The 19,809-nt window shown below is 63.7% G+C and carries 17 protein-coding genes and 1 tRNA gene; 9 read left to right on the forward strand and 9 right to left on the reverse strand.

Translation table 11 applies throughout. From position 1 onward, the window contains the following. Positions 1–57 precede the first annotated feature (57 nt). The gene (locus tag V5F77_RS21025) at positions 58–5,301 is read left to right on the forward strand and encodes an Ig-like domain-containing protein (protein WP_429007305.1); all 5,244 of its coding nucleotides are present in this window, start codon (positions 58–60) and stop codon (positions 5,299–5,301) included. A 208-nt stretch (positions 5,302–5,509) separates the two neighbouring features. Continuing rightward, positions 5,510–5,734 carry an FmdB family zinc ribbon protein gene (locus V5F77_RS21030; protein ID WP_429007306.1) on the forward strand — a complete coding sequence of 75 codons (225 nt, stop codon included), beginning with the start codon at positions 5,510–5,512 and terminating at the stop codon, positions 5,732–5,734. Between the two features lie 84 nt (positions 5,735–5,818). Here the strand turns inward: V5F77_RS21030 and V5F77_RS21035 are convergent, their stop codons facing one another. From V5F77_RS21035 to V5F77_RS21060, 6 genes are all read right to left on the reverse strand, one after another. After that, positions 5,819–6,628, reverse strand: coding sequence for an SDR family NAD(P)-dependent oxidoreductase (locus V5F77_RS21035; protein ID WP_429007371.1), 810 nt, complete (start codon positions 6,626–6,628; stop codon positions 5,819–5,821). Between the two features lie 11 nt (positions 6,629–6,639). After that, complete coding sequence (locus tag V5F77_RS21040) at positions 6,640–7,584, reverse strand: bifunctional helix-turn-helix transcriptional regulator/GNAT family N-acetyltransferase (protein ID WP_429007372.1); 945 nt, start codon at positions 7,582–7,584, stop codon at positions 6,640–6,642. Positions 7,585–7,677: 93 nt separating this feature from the next. Continuing rightward, positions 7,678–8,919 carry an MFS transporter gene (locus V5F77_RS21045; protein WP_429007307.1) on the reverse strand — a complete coding sequence of 414 codons (1,242 nt, stop codon included), beginning with the start codon at positions 8,917–8,919 and terminating at the stop codon, positions 7,678–7,680. Continuing rightward, on the reverse strand, positions 8,916–9,245 hold the full coding sequence (locus V5F77_RS21050) for a hypothetical protein (protein WP_429007308.1): 330 nt from the start codon (positions 9,243–9,245) through the stop codon (positions 8,916–8,918). Before V5F77_RS21050 ends, V5F77_RS21045 begins: the two co-directional genes overlap by 4 nt. A 1-nt stretch (position 9,246) precedes the next feature. Continuing rightward, positions 9,247–9,813 carry an isochorismatase family protein gene (locus V5F77_RS21055; protein ID WP_429007309.1) on the reverse strand — a complete coding sequence of 189 codons (567 nt, stop codon included), beginning with the start codon at positions 9,811–9,813 and terminating at the stop codon, positions 9,247–9,249. A gap of 59 nt (positions 9,814–9,872) precedes the next feature. After that, positions 9,873–10,325 carry a MarR family winged helix-turn-helix transcriptional regulator gene (locus V5F77_RS21060; RefSeq protein WP_429007310.1) on the reverse strand — a complete coding sequence of 151 codons (453 nt, stop codon included), beginning with the start codon at positions 10,323–10,325 and terminating at the stop codon, positions 9,873–9,875. 442 nt (positions 10,326–10,767) lie between these two features. Between V5F77_RS21060 and V5F77_RS21065 the strand changes: the two genes are divergently transcribed. Next, complete coding sequence (locus V5F77_RS21065) at positions 10,768–11,865, forward strand: Acg family FMN-binding oxidoreductase (RefSeq protein ID WP_429007311.1); 1,098 nt, start codon at positions 10,768–10,770, stop codon at positions 11,863–11,865. Positions 11,866–12,166: 301 nt separating this feature from the next. Here the strand turns inward: V5F77_RS21065 and V5F77_RS21070 are convergent, their stop codons facing one another. After that, positions 12,167–13,060, reverse strand: a complete 894-nt coding sequence (locus V5F77_RS21070; RefSeq protein ID WP_429007312.1) for an AraC family transcriptional regulator — start codon at positions 13,058–13,060, stop codon at positions 12,167–12,169. Between the two features lie 129 nt (positions 13,061–13,189). On the opposite strand from V5F77_RS21070, the gene V5F77_RS21075 reads away from it, so the two are divergent. From V5F77_RS21075 to V5F77_RS21085, 3 genes are all read left to right on the forward strand, one after another. Next, on the forward strand, positions 13,190–13,945 hold the full coding sequence (locus V5F77_RS21075) for an SDR family NAD(P)-dependent oxidoreductase (RefSeq protein WP_429007313.1): 756 nt from the start codon (positions 13,190–13,192) through the stop codon (positions 13,943–13,945). Positions 13,946–14,115: 170 nt separating this feature from the next. After that, positions 14,116–14,661, forward strand: a complete 546-nt coding sequence (locus tag V5F77_RS21080) for a DUF2285 domain-containing protein (RefSeq protein WP_429007314.1) — start codon at positions 14,116–14,118, stop codon at positions 14,659–14,661. A gap of 53 nt (positions 14,662–14,714) precedes the next feature. Next, complete coding sequence (locus V5F77_RS21085) at positions 14,715–15,257, forward strand: flavin reductase family protein (RefSeq protein ID WP_429007315.1); 543 nt, start codon at positions 14,715–14,717, stop codon at positions 15,255–15,257. Positions 15,258–15,524: 267 nt separating this feature from the next. Here the strand turns inward: V5F77_RS21085 and V5F77_RS21090 are convergent, their stop codons facing one another. Further along, positions 15,525–16,394, reverse strand: a complete 870-nt coding sequence (locus V5F77_RS21090; RefSeq protein WP_429007316.1) for a LysR family transcriptional regulator — start codon at positions 16,392–16,394, stop codon at positions 15,525–15,527. Between V5F77_RS21090 and V5F77_RS21095 the strand changes: the two genes are divergently transcribed. Next, positions 16,368–17,855, forward strand: coding sequence for an MFS transporter (locus V5F77_RS21095; protein ID WP_429007317.1), 1,488 nt, complete (start codon positions 16,368–16,370; stop codon positions 17,853–17,855). The genes V5F77_RS21090 and V5F77_RS21095 overlap by 27 nt on opposite strands. A gap of 97 nt (positions 17,856–17,952) precedes the next feature. On the opposite strand, the gene V5F77_RS21100 is transcribed toward V5F77_RS21095, so the two are convergent. After that, positions 17,953–18,042, reverse strand: a tRNA-Ser gene (locus V5F77_RS21100). Between the two features lie 213 nt (positions 18,043–18,255). On the opposite strand from V5F77_RS21100, the gene V5F77_RS21105 reads away from it, so the two are divergent. Both V5F77_RS21105 and V5F77_RS21110 read left to right on the forward strand, forming a co-directional pair. Next, complete coding sequence (locus V5F77_RS21105) at positions 18,256–18,921, forward strand: class I SAM-dependent methyltransferase (RefSeq protein ID WP_429007318.1); 666 nt, start codon at positions 18,256–18,258, stop codon at positions 18,919–18,921. Between the two features lie 98 nt (positions 18,922–19,019). Continuing rightward, complete coding sequence (locus V5F77_RS21110; RefSeq protein ID WP_429007319.1) at positions 19,020–19,799, forward strand: VOC family protein; 780 nt, start codon at positions 19,020–19,022, stop codon at positions 19,797–19,799. The last annotated feature ends 10 nt before the right edge of the window (positions 19,800–19,809 follow it).

Below are 19,809 nucleotides of genomic sequence, written 5' to 3' on the forward strand. Positions count from 1 at the left end.
CCTTATACATTCACCTATACACTCGATGATGGTCACGGTCTCACCTCGATCAACACGGTGAATGGTACCATCGTCGCGGCGAACGATGCGCCCTCCGCGCCAAACGCGACTTTCGAAATCGATGAAGACAATGACTGGTCGCTGAGCCTGGCAACGCGCGACGTGGATGGTGACGCTGTCACGCTCACCAAGATCGATGGCATTGCGTGGGCCACCAATGTCCCCCAGTTTGCCATCACGGGCGGAGTCCTGACCCGCAGCGGCGCGGACAAGATCGTCTTCACGCCCAATGCCGACTTCAGCGGCGACGTTACCTTCACCTATACCATGGACGATGCCCGCGGCCTTCCGAGCACCGGAACCGTGGCCGGCAAGGTCCTTGCCGTCAACGACCTGCCGGCCGCCCCTGACCTCGGTTTTACCGTCGATGAGGATGTGTCTGCGCTCATCAGCCTCCCGCTCAGCGACGTCGACGGGGACAGCGTCAGCATTGTCGCGATCGACGGCATGGAATGGCCCGCCGTCGGGACCGGGATTGCAGTGGCCGGCGGAACAGTTTCGCGCAATGCCGCTGGAAACCTAGTGTTCACGCCGGATGCCGACTTCAATGGCACGGTTTCCTTCTCCTACCAGATCAGCGATGGGGCCGGTGGCGTAGCGACCGGCCGGATCGACGGGACCGTGCGTTCGGTCAACGACCTGCCGGTGCTCGCGGACGATGCAGGGGTGACGACCGAAGACACAGCGGCGCGCATCGACGTCGTCGCCAACGATATCGATGGCGATGGCGACCAGTTGAGCATCGTCGCGATCGACGGGATCGCCGTTCACGCGCCGGTTGGCAATGCGGAGCAGATGGCGGTCGCGCACGGCAGGGTCAGCCTGAATGCAGATGGTACCCTGACGTTTACGCCCGATGCGAATTTCAACGGGACGACCAGCTTCACTTACACTTTGAGCGACGGGCGCGGCGGCACCAGCACCGCGCGCGTCCATGTGGACGTCGCTTCGGTGGACGATGCCCCGGTGGCGACGGCGGACAGTTTCACCGTGTCCGAGGATCTCGCCGCCCGGATCGACGTAAGCGCCAACGACATGGAGCCTGATGGGGAGGCGCTACGGATTGTGAGCGTGAACGGCCACGCCATCTCGGCCTTCAGCGGACCGGTGGAGGTGGCGAACGGCGCCGTCTCCATGGACGCGGGTGGCGTACTGACCTTCACGCCACTGCCCAATTTCAACGGGCCGATCTCTTTCACCTACGAGGTCGCCGATACCATGGGCAATGTCGTGTCCGGCATGGTCTCGGGCACCGTGGTCGCGGTGAATGACGCGCCGGTTGCGAAGCTCGATACCGGGGAGACGATGGAAGACACGCCCGTCGTCATCGACGTGCGTGTCAATGATACGGACACCGAGGGTGATGCGCTGACGGTCACCACGATCGACGGCGTGGTGCTCGCGGACGGCGGGGTTAAGGTCGTCGGTGGCACGGTAACCCTCGGCACCGATGGGAAACTTCTGTTTACCCCCGACACGAATTTCAATGGCACGAGCACGTTCGATTATTCGGTCAGCGATGGCGCGGCCATCGGAGGGGCGCGCGTCACCGTCCAGGTGGCCCCGGCAAACGACGGCCCGGTCGTCTCCCCGTCGCATTTCATCATCGGCGAGGATGACGCGGTCGAACTGGACCTCTTGTCCTCGGCCGTCGATCCCGAAGGTGACAGCCTTACCGTTACCCAGATTGATGGGATAGACCTCCCCGCATCGGGCGTGTCCTTCGCCGTCAAGATTGATGGCGGCACGGTTTCCCGCACGCCGGGCGGCACGTTTCTCTTCACCCCCGACGCCGACTTCAATGGACCTGTCACCATCGCCTACACCGTCCGGGAAAGCCATGGACGTACCGCCGTCGGTCAGGTGTCAGGCAATGTGACAGCCGTGAACGACGCTCCGGTCGCCCCTGTCCTCGCATCTTTCTCAACGACCGAAGACACCGGCAAAGTGATTTCGGCACCCCACTCGGACGTGGACGGCGACACCGTCGCGGTCTCGCAGGTCGACGGTCAGGGCTGGCCCGCGAACGGGGAAGGGATCCAGGTTGCGGGCGGTGTCGTCACGCTGAACCCGGCGGGCAACCTCGTCTTCACGCCCGATGCGAACTTCAACGGGCCGATCTCCTTCGCCTACACCTTGAGCGACGGCCACGGCGGCACCGCGACGGGTCGGATAACCGGCACCGTGACCGCCGTGAACGACGCCCCTGCCCCGGCAGACGACTCGATTGTGGTGGCGGAAGATACGAGCTTCACCATCGATGTTCGTATCAACGATTCCGATATCGAGGCTGACACCCTGCGCGTCGTGGCGATCGACGGGATCAAATTCGGCAGTGCGGAAAATCAGGAAGACGATGCCGCCGTTCCAGGCGCTACAGTCCAGGGTCCCTCCATAAAGGCCACCCATGGCACCGTCACCTTGCTCGACGACGGCACCTTGTCCTTCACCCCGGATGCCGACTTCAACGGCGAGACCAGCTTCACCTACACGGTCTCCGACGGCAACGGTGGAACCCGGTCGGCAACCGTCCATGTGACCGTGACGCCGGTGAACGACGCACCGATTGCGGCAAACGACAGGTTCTCCGTTGCCGAGGATGGCACGGCCCGGTTCGACCTGCTGGCCAACGACAGTGACAGGGATCGCGACAGCCTGCTGGTGACGCAGATCAACGGAACGGATTTTCCGGCCGACGGCACCGCGCTGGTCTTCGCCGAAGGCACTTTTGCCCGTGGCAGCGACGGCCTGATTGTCTTCACGTCCACCGTCAACTTCAACGGGCCGGTCTCCTTCACCTACACGCTCAGCGACAGCCAGGGGGCAACAGCCACGGGCACGGTCGAAGGGACGATCATCCCGGTGAACGATACGCCCCGTGCCCCGGACTACAACTTTGCTGTCAGCGAGGACACAAGCCTCACCCTCAAGGTGCCGCACGTGGACATTGACGGAGATACCCTCACGGTCTCGGCAATCGACGGCAAGGCCTGGCCGGCGGATGGAACGGGTATTGCTGTATTGGGGGGCGTGGTCATCCTCGACGATGCCGGCGAGGTGGTATTCACACCCAGAGCCGATTTCAACGGAACCGTCTCCTTCACCTACGCGCTCAGCGATGGCCAGGGCGGCACGGCCATCGGCCACATGGACGGCACAGTGACCGCCATCAATGACGGGCCGTCCCCGGCCGACGACAGCTTCACCGTTGCCGAGGACGGCAGCGTGATGCTGGACCTGCTGGCCAACGATGTCGACGTCGACGGCGACAGCCTTTCGCTTGTTGAGATCAACGGTATCGCCTTCGCGGTCGGAACGTCCGTCGCGATCGACGGCGGTACGCTGAGCCGGGCCGGAGACGGGAGGGTGGTGTTCACGGCGGCGGCCGATTTCAACGGCGACATCGCCTTCACCTACACCGCCGTCGATGGTCGGGGGGGCCGCACATTTGGCCGCGCCACCGGAACGGTGACGCCGGTCAACGACGTGCCGGTGGCAACAGATGTCACCTTCGCCGGCCGGGAGGACCGGGAGGCCATCATTGATCTGCGCGAGGGGGCGGTGGACCGCGACGGCGATGCGCTCAAGGTGACGCGGATCAACGGCGTCGCGATATCATCGGGCGCCCCCCTGCAGGCTGCGGGCGGAAGTCTCACGCTCGCGGAAGATGGCACCCTGCGCTTCACACCCGCGAAGGATTTCAACGGCGACGCGAGCTTCACTTTCACCCTCTCCGATCCCAGCGGCGCCGAGACCACGGGCCGCGCAGTCGGAAGCATCGCGGCCGTAAACGACATCCCCGTCTCCGTCGACACAGGCTTCACCGTTGAGGCGGGCACCAAGTCCCAGCGCATAGAGGTCGGTGCCGGCGGCAAGGATGCCGATGGCGACACGATCCGCATCGCCCAGATCGATGGCAAGGCCATCGCCGCGGGCACGTCCGTTGCGGTCGCGGGAGGCACGGTCTCCCTTACGGCTGACGGAAACCTGCTCTTCACTCCCCTTGCCACCTTCTCCGGCCAGACCCGCTTCTCCTACATGCTCTCCGACGACCAGGGAGGAACCAGCACCGCCGTGCTTTCGGGTCAGGTGAAGGCGGTCGAAGCCTGGGCGAACTTCGGTAGGGAGCTCGATAAGGTGCTGAACGAATTCGGCCTCGCAAAGCCGAATGACCTCAACGACCTGCTCGCCGCCGCCAGCTTCCTCGCACCGGGGGCGGTTTCAGCCGCCGGCGCCGGGACCGCTGGCATGGGCGGCTATCACGCCGCAGCGGGATACGACCTCGACCTGACGACCGCGACGCCGGATGTCGACCTTCTTACCGACGCGCTCGCCACTCTGATCAACGGAAAGACCTATTTCAACACGCCGGCCCCTCTGTCCGCAGACGGCGCGGGTGCCTACAAGAGCGCGGACGACCAGAGCCTGCTGTTTCAGATCTATCTGAAGAGCGACATGGTCATCGACCTCGATCAGGGGGAAACCGCGACGGCTTATGCCGGCACGGCCTCGGCTCAGAATGCTTGGTCGAAGGCATTTGCCCAAAAGGTCCTGAACGCGGATATTTCCGCCGATGAAGTCACATCGTTCGATCACCAGTCCCAGGCCAAGCTGATAGAGGCCATCGTCGAAAAAGACGCGGCGCTTTCCGTCAAGCTGGACGGAATTCAGACTTCCGCTTCGAAGTCCGTCCTCGCCAACCCCTACGGGGCGGAATTTGTCTCGGCCGACGGCACCAGCGCCGTCGAGGTGGCCCGTTCTGTAGCCATCGCTGAAACGGCCGCCGCCGCGGACGATCAGACCGCAATGGTCCGCATGCGCCAGTCTGGCACCAAGGATCTATCGGTCATGTTCTACAAGGTGGACGATCTCTCCGGGACCGTCGGCGGTTTCAAACCCGGCGAGGCCGGATACGATGCGGCCAGCACCGCCCACGCCTACAAGACCGACACCGGAATGACATGGGTTTCGGGAGGGGGCTACGGAAAGTATTCCGAAGCCAATCTCACCGATGTCGACGCGGGTGACCTCATCGCAATGAAGTTGTCCAATGGAGAGACGACGTTCTACGCCTTCGCCAATGGCAATGAGGTGGTGAACGACGCCCATGTCGCCCATCTCTGGAGCTACGGGCTCAACACTTGGGGATGGGAGGATCTGTACGGCGGCGGCGACACCGACTTCAACGACCTCGTCGTGAAGCTGGATTTCCTCCCGACCGCGCACGACCAGGTTCTGTGACCGCAGCGCGGGGCGGGCGAACCTGTGGTTTTACGCCCCGCGCATCAGCACCCGGAACTGGCGCGGTTTCTGCAACGGATCGGCGACCCGCGCGAATTGCGGGTTCGTGGCGGCGCATTTCTTCGGCACATACGCTGAAAATGCCTCTGCACGCGGTTGAACTTCCGGCGATCCCTCGGATCCCCGGCGGAAATGCGGAGGCGCGGACATGCCGCTCTACAGCTTTCATTGTGGCCAATGCGACAAGGATGTCGAATTGCTGATTGGATTTTCCGACACGCCCGTGTGCCCGGCGTGCGGCAGCACCAACATGCAGCGCCTGATGTCGCGGGTCGCGCCCGAGGGCAAAAGCGCCGGCATCGTCAAGTCCGCCCGCGCCCAGGCGGCACGCGAGGGCCACCTCAGCAATTTCAGCCGGTCCGAGCGTCGCTAGAGCCCGCGCCCAGGCGAAGGCCGACGGCGATCGGTATGCGCCGCGCGTGAAGCGGGTTCGTCTGCGTAGACAGCGTTCGCCGGCTCATCCAGCGAGGAAACCGCCATCGGCGGCAAGCACGTGGCCGACGATGTAGCTTGCCTCAGCCGAAAGCAGCCAGACGACCGCCGCGGCCACTTCGTCCGGATGGCCCATGCGCCGGAGCGGCAAGTTGCCAGCGACGGTGCGCATGTCGGCGATGCCGGAGGACAGCATCATGTCCGTGACGACGCGCCCTGGGGCGACCGCATTGATCCGCACGCCTTGCGGGGCATATTCCATCGCCGCCGCGCGCGTCAGCGCGATGGCCGCGGCCTTGGAGGCGCCGTAGAGCGACAGGCCGGGATTGGGGTTGCGCATCCCGCTGACGCTGGTGTTGTTGACGATCGCTCCGCCACCCGAGGCGATCAGCGCGGGGATTTCATGACGCATGGCATGAAAGACCGCGCGCACATTGGTGTCGAAGACCTGCCCATAAACACCATCCGTTTGGACCGCCAGCGGCGCCCGGCGCTCCTGGAACCCGGCATTATTGAAGACGACGTTGAGACGGCCGAAGCGGGTCATCGTCTGCGCCACGAGGTCAGCCAGATGTGCCTCGCAGGTGACGTCGGCTGTGACGAACACGCCTTTCGTGCCCGTGCGGCACAGAGCCTCGGCGACCTCCTCGCCGAGCGCCTGTCGCCGTCCCGAGATGACCACGGCCGCCGCCCCTTCCTCGGCCATGCGGAGCGCCGTTGCACGACCGATCCCGCTGGTCGCGCCGACCACGAGACAGATCTTCCCGGCGAGCCGACGTGCCGGCGTGTAGCAAGGAGACGGGCCCGCCAGTTCGGCGATGGAAGGCGCTGTCATCTCTGTGGACATCATGGCCGTCTCCTCACAAAGCGCTGTTCGAGCACCTCCTTGCCCCACTGGCTGCCGAGACGCTCCTCAACCAGCGCGAAGCCATTCTTTTCATAGAGATCACGTGCAGCATGAAGGCCGGCGAAGGTCCACAGATGGGTCTCGGCGAAGCGTTGCCCGTCCGAAAAGTCGAGCGCGGTCTCAAGCAGCCGCCGCCCCACGCCCGTGCCTCGCATCTCATCGTCGACGATGAACCAGCGCAGGTGCGCGATCCCCGGGCCCAAATCCTCACCGTCGATGGCGATCGAGCCAACAATTCGTTCGTCGCGAAGGGCAACCCAGATCCCGTTAACCGGCGAGTCGAGATGGTCACAGAAGGCCGCGAGGCCACCGGCGACGACGGTTTCAAAGCGCCTGCCGAAGCCGGCTTCCCGCGCATAATAGAGCGCGTGCATCTCGGAGATGCGGGCCACGAGGCCAAGCCGGTAGCCGGCGAGGATTTCGGTCTGCGGAGCCGTCCTTGGGGCGGCCAGCTTTGCAGCCAGCGCATCGGCATAGAGGCACAGGCCATTAAGGACGGTGCGGTGGTGTTCGGAAGGAAGCTGTTCCAGCGCGCCCGCGACCTGTGCGCGAGCAAAGGCATGGATTGCGGCGACGCGCTTGCGTCCGTCCGGGCTCAGGGCGAGCTTCTTGGTGCGCGCATCCTCCTCGTCCGGCTCCTCCAGGACATCGCCTGAGATGACGAGCTTACGCAGCAGCCGGCTGATACTCGACTTTTCAAGGTGGAGAATCCCGCCGAGATCGCGCGCCGAGATCCCCTCGCTGGCGTCGATTTCGATCAGGGCATGGACGGCGGAAGGCGGCAGGTCGGTCCCAGCGAAAGTGCCCCCCATGAAGCCGAGTTCTCGGACAAGCTGCCGAGATGCTGCGCGGATTTGGTCGACGGTGGAATGCGTTATTGACATCGGCGCATAAGCGCAAAAGGTTGTATCATACAACTTTTTAGCCTGCCCCAGAATTGTGGTCAAGCGGGTCCATGGCAAAAGACGATCCGCCTTCTAGCCGCGCGGACGACGGGTCTCCGTTTTCGTAAGCCCGCATCTCAGAGCATATAGGCCAAGGATCGCGGCGGCGAACCCCGAAACGGCGCCAACCCCCAGCGCCCAGCGCGGCCCGAACATATTCGCCACCCACCCCACGATGGGGGCGCCGATCGGCGTGCCCCCAAGCGCGATGCCGACACGTAGCGCCATCACTCGCCCCCGCATGGTGGGCTCCGTGGAAAGCTGCATCAAGCTGTTCGTTGTGTTGGTAAAAGTCAGGGCGGCAACGCCGATGACAACCAGCGCAATGGCGAATAACCAGTAGCTCGGGGCGATCGCGGCGAAGGTGCAGCCGAGCCCGAACACCCCGGCGCCAACCAGCAGCAAGCCGAACCGTGGCCTGTCACGGCCGGCGCTCAGCAGTGCGCCCACCATCGTCCCAATCGCCATGATCGATGACAGCAGCCCATATCCGCGGGCGTCGGCATGGAAGACGCCCACCGCCATGGTCGATATGAAAATCGGGAAGTTCAGGCCGAACGTCCCGATCAGGAAAAGCATGACCAGGATCGCCTTGAGGTCCGGACGTCCCCACGCGTAGCGTAGCCCTTCGACAAAGCTCCCCTTGGTGCGGGGCGCCCTCGCGTTCGGACGCAGGTCGGAGATGCGAAGGAACGCGAGCGAGATCAGCACCGCAATGAAGGAGAGGCCGTTGAGCAGGAAGGCCCAACCTGTCCCGGTGGCGGAGATGAGGATGCCGGATACGCCGGGCCCGATCATGCGCGCTGCGTTGAACGACGTCGAGTTGAGCGCCACGGCATTGTGGAGATCCTCATCCCCGACCAGTTCCGCGACGAAGGTCTGGCGCACGGGTGCATCGAAAGCCGCGGCGCTGCCGAACAGGAACGCGAAGACATAGACGTGCCAGAGCTGTACGACGCCGGCGACGGTAAGAATCCCCAGCGCCAGCGAGAGGCCGCCCATCGTTGCCTGTGTCGCGATCAGCAGCCTGCGCTGATTGAAACGATCGGCTGCGGCGCCGGTCCAGGGCAGCAGAAGGAACTGCGGCGCGAACTGCAGCGCCATGACCAGGCCAACGGCGGAAGCGTCGTGTTGGGTGAGCTGGGTGAACACCAGCCAGTCCTGCGCCGTCCGCTGGACCCAGGTGCCGACGTTGGAGGCGAAGGCGCCGCATGCCCAGACCCGATAATTGAAGCCTCGTAGCGATCGGAAGACGCCCGCAAACGGCGCCTTCATGGGTGCTCCGGCTGATTCCCGCCATGGAAGCGGCCGAAGTGCCGGGCGCAGAAAAGCGCGATCAGGAGCGCACCGGCGCCGCATGCAAGGACGTCGGCCGTGTTCCTCAATCCGAAATCGCCGACGCGGCAGACGAGGACATAGCCGACGACGATATTGAAAGAGCCCCAGAGCACATTGACGGCCGACGAGGAAAGTCCTTGGCCTGGCGGCTTGGCGAACGGGCTCTGGAACGGCCTGCCCATCATGCCGCTGGCGAAATGGGGGACCGCGTTCGCCAGAAAGGCGCCGCCGAAGAAGTAGGACAGGAGAGAAAACCAAGGCATGTCATGCGCTCCTTGTCGGCAGAAGGTCGATGATCTCCCGCGCCGCGCCGGTTTCGCCGAGCCGTGGGAAGACGTTGCCGATGCTGTAGTCGTGCGCCTCCGGCCGCGTGTCGGTCATGGCGTCGGTGGCGAGGGTAACGTTGAACCCGTGCTCATAGGCTTGGCGCGCGGTCGCCTCGACGCCGGTTCCCGTCGCAACGCCCGCGATCACGACCTGGGTGACGCCCCGCGCTTTCAATCGAGCTTCGAGATCGGTGGTCGCGAACGCACCCCAGCTCCGTTTCGTCACCACGATATCGCCGGGTTGGCGGTCAAGCTCGGGGATAAGGTCGGTCCAGCCGTCCGGAAAACCGCCGGTCTGACGGGGCGGCTGTTCCGTCCGGCCTGGCGCGCCGCCGGCGACGTTGACGAGCACCACCGGCAGGCCGTGGGCGCGAAAGGCGTCCGCGAGCGCGCGGGCACGCCCGATGACAGCGTCGATTGCCGGGAGGCCCGGCAAGCCGACGATCCCCTTCTGCAGGTCGACGACGATCAGGGCGGTGTTCGGGTCGAGCGTGGTCAGTGCCATGTGAGGGTCCTCCCACATTTCCAGAAAGTTCCGGTCGGGCGTCGGCCCGTGGAACGCCATCAATCGTCGACGAGCCGCTTGAGCAGCTCGACGGCTTCCAGAAGCTTGCCCTGCTCCTCGGGCGACAGCCGCGCCTGGAGCGTGCGGGTCAGCCAGTCCTGCCGCGCCGCCCGGCCGTCCTCGATCCATTTTCGGCAAGCGTCGGTGAGCGACAGGATGGTCTGGCGCCCGTCCAGTGGGTCCGGGGCACCGCACACCAGGCCCGCCGCCTCGATTGGAGCGATCACTGCGCCCATTGATTGCGGCCGCATGCCCTCAAGCCGGGCGAGATTCGAGGTTGTCGCAGGTCCCTCGCGTTCCAGCCGCAGCAGGACCGATATCTGCGACGGCGTCAGGTCGCCGGGAGTCGCCTGTTCGCGCAGCCGGCGCTTGAGCTTGCCGATAAGGGCACGGATCTCTGTCGCAAGGGCGGAGGCGCGCGCCGTCTGGGAGTCATCCGAGGTCGTGGACATGGCACATGATCACATAAGAAAGGTGAACTGTAAAGTTTGCCTTCATATATGGGCAGCTGGCTGTTTGGTGAGTTGGTGTGGACGATCCCATGTGGGAAGCGGGTATCGCCGCTTCCGCGCTGGTGCGCTCGAGATTTGCGCTTCTTTGATCGCAAGGAAGCTAAAAGCCGGACGATGACCATTGATCCGCTTCAGGACGCCATCCAACCCGCGATTGGAGTAGCCATCTCACAGAATATCGCGCCATCGCGCACAAATGGCGGTTCTGGCGGGCAGTGCCCGATGATGATGAGCACTATGTCTACGCTATCTTACTCAACTCGTCGCATCATGTGACTTTGCCGCATTTTTGAGTAGTTTCCGACGCTCATAAAGGCCGAATGGGAAGACACATGATGCCTGCGCAGATATGCAAAAATATACTCCGACGAAGGAACCGCTCGTGAACCGACGACAGATGATGATCGGGGCGGCAGCGACCGCCGTATTTGGTGGAGGAGCGGCCTATCTCACGATATCTGCTATGGGGTCGTCATCGGACTACGCCGAGGGGATCGCTGCTCTGCGAAAGGGCTTGGCGGATACGCCATCCGCGCGCGATCTTATCCGCTATGCCACGCTGGCGCCCAATGGCCATAACACGCAGCCATGGCTCTTCCGCATCGGCGACAAGAGGATCGAAATCCTGCCCGACTTTTCGAGGCGGACGCCGGTCGTCGATCCTGACGACCATCATGTCTTTGTCAGTCTCGGGGCTGCCGCCGAGACACTGTCGCTGGCGTCTGCCGCGCGCGGCGGGCCCGGTGCCGTCCGATTTGATCCAGGCGACAAAGGCTCGGTCATCTTCGACTTCGAGCAGGCGCGACCGATCCCGTCCCCCATATTCGATGCCATAACCAAGCGGCAATCGACGCGCGCCAACTATGACGGTCGCATGGTCACCACAGCCGATCTCGACACGCTCGCCAAGGCGGCGGTCGTGCCCGGCGTAGATCTCGTTTTGCTCACCGATCGCGGCCGGGTCGACCAACTGCGCGACCTCGTCCTTACGGGCAACAGCACGCAGATGGCCGACGCTGCCTTCGTGAGCGAACTGAAATCGTGGCTTCGGTTCAACCCGCGACAGGCGCTGCGAACCGGCGATGGCCTCTATAGCGTGGCGAGTGGCAACCCCGCGCTGCCGGACTGGCTCGGGCCACATGCGTTCGACTGGCTATCGACGGCAAAAGCGGAGAATGACGTATACGCCCGCCAGATCCGATCTTCGTCTGGGATCGCCGTGTTTGTCGGAGCCGGGGAAACCCCCGCACATTGGGTGGCGGTCGGGCAGGCCTGTCAGCGCTTTGCCCTTCAGGCGACGGCGCTGGGATTGAAGCACGCCTTCATCAACCAGCCGGTCGAGGTTCCTCAGCTGCGTCCCGAACTGGCCACGCTGATCGGCTTGCCTGGCAGGCGGCCGGATATCGTGATGCGGTTCGGTTATGGTCCGACGCTGCCTTGGTCGCCACGCCGGCCGGTCGATGCGGTCATCGTGACGTAGGAGCATGGCAAACGACCGCGATTGAGTAGCCATCTCGCACAATATCGCGCGGTGGCGTGACAATGGCGGGAATGGCGGGCCGCACCCGACGTAGATGAGTACTATGTCTACGCTATCGCCCTCTAACGCCGCACAATGCGACTTCCAGTGCGAACCGGCGCAGTTTGTCAGCGGTTTGGGCCATCTCTGAATGGCCGGCCTAGTGGGGAGCGGACGGGCTGCTTTCGGGGACGTGGTGGGCGATAGCTGCCGTTGTCTGACGTTCCAACTTTTCCCGTTTGGGATCGAGTTTTGGGAAAGACTATGCGGCGGCGTCCATCAGCGCGCGCGCCTGTCGGATATCGCGGGCTGGGGGTTGCCCGAACATGCGGCCATATTCGCGCGTGAACTGCGGCACGCTCTCGTATCCGACACCGTAAGCAGCATCACTGATCGCCTCGCCCTGCGCGAGCATCCGGCGCCGAGCTTCTATGAGGCGGAGCTGCTTCTGAAACTGCAGCGGCGATAGCGAGGTGATGCCGCGGAAGTGAACGTGGAAGGCGGACAAGCTCATGCCGGCAGCCTCGGCCAATGCCTCAATCTTGATGGGCTGGGCATAATGACGGCGAAGGATCGCGACGGCTCGTGCGACCCGTTGAGCATGGCTGTCGGTAACACCCAGCGCGCGAATGCCACCACCATGTCGCCCGCTGAGCAACCAGTAGTGCAACTCGCGACTGAGCTGCGAGCCCAGCACCGCGAGCGTACCCGGCCGGTCGAGCAGCCGCAGCAGGCGCAGCGCCGCATCGGCCACCTCCGCTTCGGTCGGATCGACCCGTACCGGCTGATCCGCTTCAAACGGCACAGGGCCTATCTGGCTCACCAGGCCGGCGATGATGGTGGGGTCGAGTTCAAGGACCAGAGAATAATAAGGCAAGACCCTGCTGGCGGTCGTGATCTGGCTCACGGTGGGCACGTCGGTCGTGATGAGAAGGGAGTCACCCGCGCCGAAGTCGAGGGTTCGACTACCCATGGTCACGCACTTGCGGCCTTGCAGGACCAACGCCACCAAAGGCTTCGACACGGCATATTGCAGCATCGTCGGTGCTGTTTCGCGCAGGATCACGAAGCCGTCGACCGGCGTTGCCGCGATCCCATTGCGATCGACATGCGCATCGGCGTAGCGGCGGGCATGGTCGAGAAGCTGATCGTTCATGCGACAATGGTAGGGGAAACCGACGACCGCGACAACGCTCTAGGACAATCAGGCAAGTTTTAGGGACGATCGCGCAACATCATCCGGTGCGAGTGATGCATAACGCTGCGACACCAACCGGAGGCACCCATGACCACTATTTCTCTCGTGACCGGCGGCAGTCGCGGCCTCGGCCGCAACACCGCCATCAGCGTCGCCCGCCACGGCGGCGACGTGATCCTCACCTATCGCCGCGGCAAGGACAACGCGGATGCAGTCGTTGCCGAGATCGAGGCGCTGGGCCGCAAGGCCGTCGCGTTGCAGCTCGACACCGGGAACGTCTCGACCTTCCCTGCCTTCGTGGAAGCGCTACACGGCGCTCTGTCCGCCACCTGGGGCCGGGACGCGCTCGACCACCTCGTCAACAATGCCGGCCATGGTGAGATGGCGGACTTCGCCGCCACCACCGAGGAGCAGTTCGACAAGCTGTTCGCCGTACACGTCAAGGGCGTATTCTTCCTGACGCAGGCACTGCTGCCAGTGCTGGCCGACGGTGGCCGCATCATCAATTTCTCGACAGGACTGACCCGCGTGTCGTTCCCCGGCTTCTCGGCCTATTCCGCCGCCAAGGGCGCGGTGGAGATCCTCACGGTCTACATGGCGAAGGAACTGGGTGCCCGCGGCATCACCGCCAACACCGTGGCGCCGGGCGCGATCGAGACCGACTTCCTGGGCGGCGCAGTCCGCGACATTCCTGATTACAACACGACTTTCTCCGGCATGACCGCGCTCGGCCGCGTCGGCCTGCCCGATGATATCGGCCCGATGGTGGCAAGCCTGCTCGGCCCGGACAACCGCTGGGTCAACGGCCAGCGCATCGAGGTGTCCGGCGGCCAGACCATCTAACCCATGAGGGCGGGTGCTGCACGAGCGGCACTCCCTTCCTTGTGCCGAAAGGCTGTCTTATGCCGCGCAACTCGAGATCGGGATTACTGCTTTCGGACCTTGCGGCTTTGCGTATCCCGGTCAGATATTGTTCGCCCGTCTCCCGCTGCCGCTCACGCCGGGGGGGTTGCTTGGCAACTCTCACCAGATCAGCGGGCGTGAAGCCCTCGACAACGAAACCCGTTACCGTCACGTCCGCGCCTGGTCGACGCGACGGAGGGAATGAAGGATACGCGGCCGATCTGGCAGAGTTTCCCGGTCTCGATCTCCGTAGCGCCGCGGACGATGCATGGCATGGTCATGGCACCTTCTGCGTCGTGCTTCCGCTCGACATGCTGCTGGAGCTACGCATTGCAGCGCCGTTGCGCTTCTGGCGTGCGCTCGGGCGCCGCCGGCCTGGCGACTGGCGCACCGACTTTCCGCCACAGACCCGCGGCCACCATGTTCTCACATTGCGGGCGCTGGACGGAAAGCTTGATAGCGCCAGCTATCGTCAGATAGCCGAAGCGCTTCTCGGCTTCCACGGACGCAAGGCGGATTGGGAAACCGACCCGCGCAAGAACCAGATTCGACGTCTGGTCGCCGACGGTCTCCATTACATGCGCGGCGGCTATCGTGACCTGTTGCGCTACCCAGTTCGCCTGCCGCAGCCTAGCGGACGACAAAACCGGAAATGAGCATCCGGCGAGAGCGTGTATAGTGTTGTTGCGCCACGGCGAAGGATCACGACATGCATACTCTTGCGCTTGAAAAAGCCTTCACCTTGATCGAGCCTGGACCTGTTGTTCTCGTGACGACGAATGACGGCGGAAAAAACAATGTCATGACCATAACATGGACCATGGTCATGGGATTTTCAGCGGAATTCGCAATTACCACAGGTGCATGGAACTATTCCTACGCCGCTTTGCAATCGTCACGGGAATGCGTGATCTCGATCCCGACAGTGGACATGATCGACATCGTCGTCGGAATCGGAACCTGCTCTGGCGAGGACACCGACAAGTTTCAGAAGTTCGGCCTCACGGCTCTACCCGGAAAGCATGTTGGAGCCCCGCTCATCAAGGAATGTCTGGCGAATATCGAATGTCGCGTCGCAGACATCATTGAGCGACACAACATTGTCGTGATGGAGGGCGTCGCAGCCTATTTTGACGAAGCGCGCAAGGAGAAGCGCATGCTGCACGCCGTTGGCGACGGCACTTTCATTGTGGACGGCCGCAAGCTCAATCGCAGGGAGATGATGCGCTCCAAACTCCCTCCGGGGGTCTGAGTTGCAGTGCCGACCGATCATCTTACGCCTCATTCTTCCGGCGTCGCGTTCACCTCCAGGAATCACCCCATGATCCGATGGCGGAGTGCCGGAATCGTACCCCCCTGATTCCGGCACGCTGCAAGCCGCCGTTTCTCCGCCACGGTTCGCCATAGCCCGCTGCCGACGCCGGTAGCCCGCTCGAACCCGACCGGAGATCCGATGATGATAGACCCGAAGACGGGGCTGCCGCCCCGATACCTGCTGTCATACGAGCAAGGGCGGCCCTCATCGCGCGAAAAAGCCGCCATGCTGAGCGATCAGCGCGGCGACGAAATCCATCACGGCGCGGACGGAAGGCGTCTTGCGCAAATCCCGATGGACGACGAGCCAGATGTCCCGAGAGAAGGATGGAACATCCTCCCCGATCCGTATGAGGTCCGGGTCGGTGTCTCCCAAAAAGCAGGGCAGCCCGGCGATGCCTGCGCCGGCCCGCGCTGCAATGAGATGCCCGCTGATGTCGTTCAACTCGCACGCGACCGGCCGTGCGCCGGCAATGCCGAGCAACCATTTCTGCTGCGGCATGTCCTCAAAACTCTCGTCGTAAGCGATGAACTGCCATCGATCAGGCACATCGCGATGCGCATAGTCGCGGCGCGCGTAGAGACCGAAGGCCATCGTCCCGAGTTTTCGTGCGAAGCTGCCGGTTTCCTCGGGCCGTACCAACCGGAGAGCCACATCCGCTTCCCTGCGGCTGAGCGAAACCTGCTGCGCCTGCGCCGCGAGAGAAAGACGGATATCCGGATAGCGAGATCGGAAGTGCGCGAGATGCTGCGCCAGCAGATGCGCCGCCAGCACAGGTGGAGCGCTGAGCGTGACCTTGCCGATAAGCGGCGTATGCGCAGCCTGGGCGATCCGGGCAACGCCGTCCGCAGCGCTTTCCATCGTGACAGCTTGATCGAAGACCTGCTGGCCAATCGTCGTCAGGCGACAGGATCGCGGCAGACGATCGACCAGCACCACATCCAGTTCGGCTTCGAGCGCCGCCAGCCGTCGGCTGACCGTGGCGTGGTCCACCTTCAAGGCGCGCGCCGCGCCTGACAGGGTGCCGCTGCGCGCCACCGCAAGGAAATGCCGAAGATTTTCCCAATCAGCCATCTGTGCGATTTCTCAGGTGTCACTGGCATATATACCGAATTTTCGCACAGAAATCGCAAGCGTAGTTTCGAGACAAATCATCTCAAGGTTGTCTCGATGTCTGTCTCTCACCCCATGCACCCACGCATCACGCTCGCAGCCGCTGCGCTTGGCTTCGTGGTCGTTCTTCTCGACGTCAGTGTTGTCAACGTCGCGCTCGAAGCCTTGCGCACAAGCTTCTCCACCGACGTCGCCGGCCTCCAATGGGTCGTCAATGCCTATACGCTGATCTTTGCAGCCCTGCTGCTGATGGCAGGAGCCCTGGGCGACCGCTTCGGCGCGCGCACTGTCTTTATTACCGGCTTCGTTCTCTTCACGCTCGCGTCGCTTGCTTGCGGTCTGGCGCCGACGCTGGCGACGCTGGTCGGGGCGCGGCTCGCGCAAGGTGTTGGCGCCGCGCTGCTGGTTCCGAACTCATTGTCGTTGCTGCAGCAAGCATTTCCCGACAAGGAACAGCGGAACCGCGCGGTCGGCTGGTGGGGGGCCGCAGGCGGCATTGCGCTGGCGGCCGGCCCGGTGGTCGGTGGCTTTCTGGTGACGCATTTTGGCTGGCGCAGCGTTTTCCTGATCAATATTCCGGTCGGGCTGGCCGGCTTGGTCCTGGTCCTGCGCTATTCCGCGCCAAGTCCCAAGAACGAGGGCCGCTCGCTCGATCTGCCTGGGCAGGCCGCCGCCATCATTGCACTCGCATCGCTGACAACAGCGCTGACGGACGCGGCGCACCTTGGTTGGACGCACCCACGGATTCTCGTGACCCTTACCGTAGCCATCCTCGCCGCAACATGCTTCCTCCTGATCGAGGCGCGCAGCCGCGCACCGATGCTGCCACTGTCATTCTTCTCCAGTTCGGCCTTCTCGATCGCCTCGATCACCGGCGTCATCGTCAACTTCGCCTATTATGGCCTGATCTTCGTCTTCAGCCTGTTCTTTCAACTGGAACAACACCTGTCACCGCAGGAAACCGGCATCGCCTTCCTGCCGATGACCATTGTCCTTATGGTCATGAACATCATCGCAGGCCGATTGATCACACGCCTTGGCGCGCGCCGGCTCATGGTGTTCGGCCTCCTTCTGGCAGCGGTCGGATATCTTCTGTTGCTCCCGGTCAGTGTCAGCGGTTCCTATTGGCAACTGGCCGTGCCGATGCTGATGGCGGCGAGCGGCATCGCGCTGATGGTGCCGACGATGACGAATGTGACGCTCTCCTCAGTCGATCCATCACGGGCTGGCATCGCGTCGGGTGTTCTCAACACGGCGCGGCAAGTGGGCGGCATGCTCGGCGTCGCGGCGTGCGGCTATTTCGTGCGCGAGACAGCACCGTCCGCGTTCATGCATGGCATGCATCTCTCGGTCATTGTCGCGGTGGTGCTGTTGTTTCTTGGCGCTGCGCTCTCGTTCTTCTGTCTCAACCGGGAGGTTTGAAATGAACGACATGCGCCTTGACACGCTATACGGCAATCGGCGGCGATTAGGCGTCCATGGCGTAGAGTATCGCGCCACAGCGTAGAATCGGCGGGGCTGGCGGAAGGGGTGGGATTCGAACCCACGGTGGGGTTGCCCCCACGGCGGTTTTCAAGACCGCTGCCTTAAACCACTCGGCCACCCTTCCCTGCCCCGGTGCGAGCCAACGCATAGGGGCTGCTCGCCCGCGGTTGTGCCAGGCGCATGCGGCGGCAGGACTGAACCGGCGCGCGACGCATTCGTGCCTCTTACCTCAAGCGGACCATCCGCGTCGAGAGCGCCGGAACGTCTCATCGCCGGAGTCCTGAAGGACGCCGTCTTCCTGTAAGCTGGCGCATTGCAACAGGAGACAAGGCCGGGAATGAGCGACGTACGAGCCGAACTGGTGCAAAAATTGTGGCACGGCAACGACCCCTTCTCGAGCTTTGACCCAAGCGGCATCCCCGTGGATACCCAGGGCTGGGGTTCGACCCACCCCTATCTCGCGCAGAGCGTGCGCGAGGTGCAGCCGGCGCTGGTCATCGAGATCGGCGCCTGGAAGGGAGGCTCCGTCATAACCCTGGCCAAGGCGATCCGCGACCTCGGGCTGAACGGGGTTGTGCTGGCTGTGGATACCTGGCTCGGCAGCGCCGAGCACTGGGCCGACCCCGCGATGTTCGCGAGCCTGCGCATCGCGCAAGGCTATCCGAGCCTCTATCGCACCTTCATGGCCAATATCATCCGCGAGGGTCTTGAGCCTTATGTGCTGCCGCTCCCGCTCGACAGCGTCAATGCCGGCGTTCTGCTGCGGGCCCGCAAGATCAGCGCCCAGATGCTGCATATCGATGCCGGGCATGATTATCGTTCGGTAAGCTCCGACCTGAACCAATGGTGGCCGCTGCTGGAGCCTGGCGGCATTCTGATCGGCGACGATTACCGGCTCGACGGGCATTTTCCCGGCGTCCGCAGGGCGTTCGACGAACTCGCCGCAGCCACCGGGCTGATGCTGGAGCACGCGCCCACCAAGTGCCGCATCCGCAAGTCGTGAACCATGCGCCCGGCGCAAGTCATAAAGCCACCGTCGCCCGGACGTAGACTGAAACAACACCAAGCGCCGCCGAATGCGGCGCCAAAGGAGGACCGCCCATGGCTTCGCTGAACGGCCACTTCGTCTGGTACGAACTGATGACCACCGACATGGAGGCGGCCACCGCCTTCTATAGCGCGGTCGTCGGCTGGGGTGCCCGCAAGCAGGACATGCCGCAGATGCCCTATACCTTGTTCACCAACGCGGAACGGCCGGTGAGCGGCCTCATGACCTTGCCCCAGGAGGTGAGTGACATGGGGGTGCCGCCGAACTGGATCGGCTACGTTCATGTGGACGATCTGGAGGCGACGGTCGAACAGGCGAAGAAGCTCGGCGGGGCGGTCCATGTCTCGCCCAAGGACGTGCCCGGCGTCGGCCGGTTCGCGGTCATCGCGGATCCCCAGGGCGCAGTGCTTTCCCTGTTCACATGGGCGGATCAAGGCGCCCATCCCCTGCCCGCCGAGCCGTTCGCCCCGGGCCTGATCGGGTGGCACGAACTGCTCGCCAAGGAGTGGCAGACCGCCCTGCCCTTCTATGCCGAACTGTTCGGCTGGCAGAAGGACCAGCCGGTCGATATGGGCCCCATCGGCATCTACCAATTGTTCGGCCTGGATGGCCGCGCCTTCGGCGGCATGTTCACCAAGCCGGATGCGGTGCCCATGCCGTTCTGGCTCTATTATTTTAACGTGGTGGACATCGACGCGGCGCTGGAGCGGGTGAAGGCGGGCGGTGGACAGATCGTCAACGGCCCCATGGAAGTTCCCGGCGGCGCGTTCATCCTGCAGGCGCTCGATCCGCAGGGCGCCATGTTCGCGCTCGTGGGCCAGCGCAAGAGCTGACGCAGGGCTT

Origin of the sequence: Roseixanthobacter psychrophilus (assembly GCF_043195195.1) — a bacterium.
Taxonomy (GTDB): Bacteria; Pseudomonadota; Alphaproteobacteria; order Rhizobiales; family Xanthobacteraceae; genus NCEH01.